6 protein-coding genes and 1 pseudogene are annotated in these 5,004 nt (G+C 43.7%); 3 read left to right on the top strand and 4 right to left on the bottom strand.

What is annotated here, in order from left to right; translation table 11 throughout:
- Window positions 1–55: 55 nt before the first annotated feature.
- Window positions 56–193 (bottom strand): hypothetical protein, encoded by a 138-nt coding sequence (locus F6K37_RS31930; protein WP_287254599.1) that lies wholly within the window; start codon window positions 191–193, stop codon window positions 56–58.
- Window positions 194–557: 364 nt separating this feature from the next.
- Between F6K37_RS31930 and F6K37_RS31925 the strand changes: the two genes are divergently transcribed.
- On the top strand, window positions 558–1,457 hold the full coding sequence (locus tag F6K37_RS31925; protein WP_287254597.1) for a phytanoyl-CoA dioxygenase family protein: 900 nt from the start codon (window positions 558–560) through the stop codon (window positions 1,455–1,457).
- A gap of 29 nt (window positions 1,458–1,486) precedes the next feature.
- Window positions 1,487–1,738 carry a hypothetical protein gene (locus F6K37_RS31920; RefSeq protein ID WP_131826982.1) on the top strand — a complete coding sequence of 84 codons (252 nt, stop codon included), beginning with the start codon at window positions 1,487–1,489 and terminating at the stop codon, window positions 1,736–1,738.
- Window positions 1,739–2,019: 281 nt separating this feature from the next.
- Here F6K37_RS31920 and F6K37_RS31915 read toward each other — a convergent pair whose 3' ends face one another.
- Both F6K37_RS31915 and F6K37_RS31910 read right to left on the bottom strand, forming a co-directional pair.
- Window positions 2,020–2,217, bottom strand: coding sequence for a hypothetical protein (locus F6K37_RS31915; RefSeq protein WP_287254595.1), 198 nt, complete (start codon window positions 2,215–2,217; stop codon window positions 2,020–2,022).
- A 73-nt stretch (window positions 2,218–2,290) separates the two neighbouring features.
- On the bottom strand, window positions 2,291–2,527 hold the full coding sequence (locus F6K37_RS31910) for a hypothetical protein (RefSeq protein WP_207554301.1): 237 nt from the start codon (window positions 2,525–2,527) through the stop codon (window positions 2,291–2,293).
- An 18-nt stretch (window positions 2,528–2,545) separates the two neighbouring features.
- Here F6K37_RS31910 and mraY point away from each other — a divergent pair, with 18 nt between their 5' ends.
- Entirely contained in the window at window positions 2,546–3,655 is a 1,110-nt protein-coding gene (gene mraY, locus F6K37_RS31905; RefSeq protein WP_008179230.1) for a phospho-N-acetylmuramoyl-pentapeptide-transferase, read from the top strand.
- A gap of 1,040 nt (window positions 3,656–4,695) precedes the next feature.
- On the opposite strand, the pseudogene F6K37_RS31895 reads toward mraY, so the two are convergent.
- Window positions 4,696–5,004: pseudogene (locus F6K37_RS31895) on the bottom strand (hypothetical protein); the annotation flags it as partial.

Raw genomic sequence — 5,004 nt, 5'->3', positions numbered from 1 at the left:
TAACTCAGATTAAACTTTTGCTTACCTCTTTTATTCAAAGGTGCGCTTTCCGCATCTAATTATTAAATTCGCCACGGGTCGCACCTAAAAGCACCGATTGCGCTACTTGAGGTGCTGCGCGAACAGTAGCGTGCCCATAGCGCATAAGCACCTCAAGTAGCGTGGCCATTCGCGTAGCGTGGCCATAGGCCAAGGCCTTTGGCTGATAGTCGAAGCCTGTGCCACACTACTTGAGGTACTTTTGAATAAAATAAGCTGACTGCTGACTGCTGACTGCTGAATGCTGACCCTGATGCTAGGAATTGGGAATTGGTAGTTTACGATTACCCATTACCAAATAAAAAATATTTGGGAAATGATTAACCGGACTTTATAGTCGATGATAGGCTAGATATTTTATAGTCATAAGAGATAGTTATAAACTTAGCTTATTATAAACTTTTCACCGCAATATAAACTTCAAAATATTGATTTATTAAAATGCAATTATTCAGTATTAACCTATACATTTGATGGTGGTATTATATCAATTGAAGTAGAACTAGGTTAGTGATTTTATGATTTTGAGTGGTAATTCTTTGGTAAAAAAGACCAAACGTTTACCGGGAAAAATTAAGAGAGAGTCTTTCCGCATACCGATGCTACATAATTTCTACTATGGGGACTATCTCATCCGACGAGAAAACCATTATAATTCCCTTCCTGCCCTAGCACCAGTAGATTTACCATTGTTGAATTATCTAAACAGACAAGGAACGTTTGTTACTTCTTTAGAAGAGTTAGGAATTTACTCTAAGGAACTGATAGATAATGCTGAGGATATATTACCAAAATTACGGGCATTGCCCATACCGAAAACTCAGTCTTATATAAACTATCGCGAAGAGCTAATTAGTTACCCACAAATTTTCAAGTGGGGACTTAACGAACGATTGCTTGATATTGTAGAAAATTACCTTGGTGTTCCAGTGTTCTTTGTTGGTGTAACGCTTCAAAGGAATATTGCCGATGGAAAACCAGTACATGTCAGGCAATGGCACGTAGATCCAGAAGACTATCGCATGGTGAAAATCATTATCTACTTGAATGATGTGGGGTTAGATGGTGGCCCTTTTGAATATATTCCCAGAAATTTAACCTCATCATTAGCTCAAACCCTGAACTACAATTATTACAGTTCTGGTTTTGTCTCGGATAAAGACATGGCAAGGATTGCGCCTAAATCTATCTGGAACCCTTGCTCAGGACCCTACGGCACAGTAATTTTTACTGACACACGCAGCATTTTCCATCGTCTGAAACCACCTACTGGATCAGAGCGATACTCAATGACTTTTGGCTACACTTCTAGACGACCGATCACAACCTTTGAGAGAATGATCTTCTCTAAAAACCAGTTGCAAGCCATTGCCAGCGGGCTAAGCCAACGACAACAAGATTGTCTCTTTTTAGATTAAAGCTGTGATCATCACAGTGGAGTTGCGCCATGATTAACCCAGCTGTTCGTAAGCATTCAGGGGTCAGCCGTCAGCCGTCAGCGGTCAGCCGTCAGCGGTCAGCCGTCAGCGGTCAGCCGTCAGCCAAAGGCTCACGCTACGCGAACAGCTTTGTGGAAATAACTCAGAGTGAAGTACCCCAACCTGCAACGCTCTCGGTTGGGGCTTCCAATTCTCAACTCAAATCAGGGACGGTCTTATTCGTCAAAAGGGTTTCCCGCGCGCGTCCCCGACGCCTCTAAAAGCCGCGCTAATATTGGTCTTACTCAGCGTCCACAGGCAGACATCCGCCTTCTAAGGACGTATAACTTTCACGACAGACTTACCTTGGAATTACAGCACTATGACTAACCAGCTGGGGCAAGTCTCTTCCCTGAGCTCCGCTAGTACTTTTATACCTTTTGGCCTAAAACTGATTGGATATTAGACCGTTTGCAAGGTAGCCTTTTAGTCGGTCAGGCGGGTCAGCAACCATAATTATTATAGCATGATTCGTCAAGATTTGTCACAACTTGTCGTTTCGCTATCCATCCCCAACCTGAACGTTCGCGTAGCCTGGCCAAAGGCCAGGTTGGGGAATTCCGCGAATCTTGTTAAACAAATGGTTAGCTGTTTTATTCAAAAGCTGAAAGCTGAAAGCTGATACGCGACACGCTGATAGCACCTCAAGTAGCACCATCTGTAGCCCATAAGCTGTTGGCGTAGCCTGCGCGTAGCCCATTAGCTGATACGCGACACGCTGATACGCGACACGCTGATAACTGAATGCTAACTGAATGCTTACGAGCTGACCATCACCATCTGTAGTGTTTCTGATCTCCCCAGACCTTGGTAGTGATCCGGTCATGGCGTGATGCGGTGATCCGGTCATCCTGTGATCCGGTCATAGCTTGATCATCTCGTAAATTTTCAAAAATCAGTCCTACCCTGAGCGATCGCAGACCTTTGATGTTAGGATTTGACTCGTAACCGTAAATTATACGGATATAAGCAAAGATACAGGGAATTGTATCTTTGTGAGGAGTGTTCAACAAAGGAATAAGAGGCTTGTGGTAGATTCTAAACGATTGTCTGGGCAGTTGTTCAACTTAACGGGAACTAAACTCCTATATATTCTATCAATCGGCTTAACTCTGGGTGCATTAATTCTGGATGGGACAGCAGCTCGCTCCCTGATCGCAGGTAACTCCATCACCATACCCCTGTTGATCTGTGCTCTGGTCACTACTGGGATTGGATATCGAGCAGTCCCCTTTCTACAAGCACTCAAAATGGGTCAGATTATTCGTCAAGAGGGTCCCCAATCCCATTTACAGAAAGCGGGTACCCCCACCATGGGTGGCATATTTTTTGTGCCGGTAGCGGTGGTGATTGCCCTGGTGTGGTCAGGATTATTCCTCCCACAGCAGGATTTTACCCCAGTCCTAGCGGTATCCCTAGCCACCCTTGGCTATCTGTTAATCGGCTGGGTGGACGATTGGCAAGTAGTCCAACGCCGTTCTAATAAAGGGATGTCACCGAGAATGAAACTGGCCTTACAAATTGTGGTCAGTTTACTGTTTTGTATATGGTTAGCACAAACGCAGCCAGCCAGTATCACTAACATCACCCTACCCTTGGGAATCGTCTTACCCTTGGGATTTTTGTTTTGGCCCCTGGGTATATTTGTGCTATTAGCAGAAAGTAATGCTACTAATCTTACCGATGGAGTGGATGGACTAGCAGCAGGAACCTGTGCGATCGCATTTTTAGGACTAGCTGCCCTGATTGCTCCAACCTCCCTTGGTTTAATGGTCTTCTGTGCTTGTATGAGTGGCAGTTGCCTGGGTTTTATTGCCCACAACTGCAATCCCGCCAAAGTCTTTATGGGGGATACCGGTTCTCTAGCCCTAGGAGGAGCACTAGCAGCAGTAGGACTTTTGACTGGGAACCTTTGGGGTTTATTTATAATTAGTGGTATTTTCTTCCTAGAAGCCGTCTCAGTGATTGCTCAAGTTAGTTACTATAAAGCCACCAAAGATGCCAATGGGGTGGGTAAACGTTTATTAAAAATGTCACCGTTCCACAATCATCTGGAACTTTCTGGCTGGTCAGAGACCCAGATAGTGGCGGTATTTTATTTAGTTAATGGGCTTCTGGTCTTGTTGTGTTTGGGGTAACCAACCTACAACAGCTAGCTCATAAACGGACTGGATCATTAGTGTGGAAAAATTCCTCCCCCCAATCTCGTTAAGGGGGGAGTTTTTGCTGAAGGTTTACCTGACTTGACGAATAGGTAATATTATCTCCGGTTGAATAGTTACACTTTGGCAAATCGAAAGCATTTGGCATTTGGCATTTGGCATTTGGCAGAAGAAAAGGAGTAATGTCTAAAGGGAAATGGTTTTTTATCATTAATTATCCGGACATGATATAAGCCGCGATCGCGAATTAGCCAACTCTAGCAACACTCAAGTATCAAAGGTCAACATTGAAACTGTTACCTTTCAGAGTTAATTTCCGTCACCACCCATAAATCAGGCAGTCTAGAGGAATTTACTTCAGTTTTTACTCCCGCTTCCCTTTTAAAAAAAATTCGGTCAAGTTTTGGTTAACGCCAATCCTTGACCGAATTATTTATTGCCATTTTCCACGCTTCACAGCCTAGCTGCACCTCAAGCCACTAGTGAAACCACCGAATCATGTTAGTTGTGCTCTACTTAGCCGGTCAATTGTCGGAATCCACAACACACTAAATTATCCTTGAAACTTGAGGCTTCGTCTTAGCCAGGGATTGGAATCCCTGGCAAATTACTATCTTAATCTAGCTTAATCTAGCAGCACATATCGAATCAAAATACTGATCACCTCTCCAGGATTTTCAGTAGGTTGAGGTGTGCTCCAATCATTCACCTCTGCGTAACCAACGGCATAAAGATTATAAATTGTGTTCCGAACAGCTTGGGGAGAACCAATTAAGATATGTTTGATTTGTTACCGTCGTCGCTGTCCCTCACCAGAGGGCTTAGGCACACTAGGCTGGTTGGGATTATCACCAGGGTTGGGGACGAAATTTTGAGCCATAATGATTTGTTTTATTTTGCTGAAAATTGCAATATATTTATTGTATACTTTGACGACGTTAAGGTCAATTATATTTTATATAAATTTAAATTAATTAATATTTTCAGGTTGAACAAAATATTGAATTGCTAATAAATTAGGGAGTCGGGAGTCGGGAGTCGGGAAATGGGAATCGGGAGTCGGGAATCGGGAATCGGGAATCGGGAGTCGGGAATCGGGAGTCGGGAATCGGGGTGGGGAAAATTGACTGGAGCTGATCACGATTACAGACGCGATCGCATATATCAAACAGTCGGGAGATCCCAGTCGGGGCGGGGAAAATTGACTGGACTATTTCACCAATACTTTCGCGATCGCATATATCAAACAGCTTTGTAGCACAGGCTTCGACGCTGTGACCTAAATCAGAGCCTAGAAACTCCTCAAAATATGTATCCAAATCTAC

Origin of the sequence: Moorena sp. SIO4E2 (genome assembly GCF_010671945.1) — a bacterium.
GTDB lineage: Bacteria > Cyanobacteriota > Cyanobacteriia > Cyanobacteriales > Coleofasciculaceae > Moorena > Moorena producens.
Note: the sequence above shows the minus strand (reverse complement) of the source record. Positions and strands in the feature narration are given on the sequence as shown.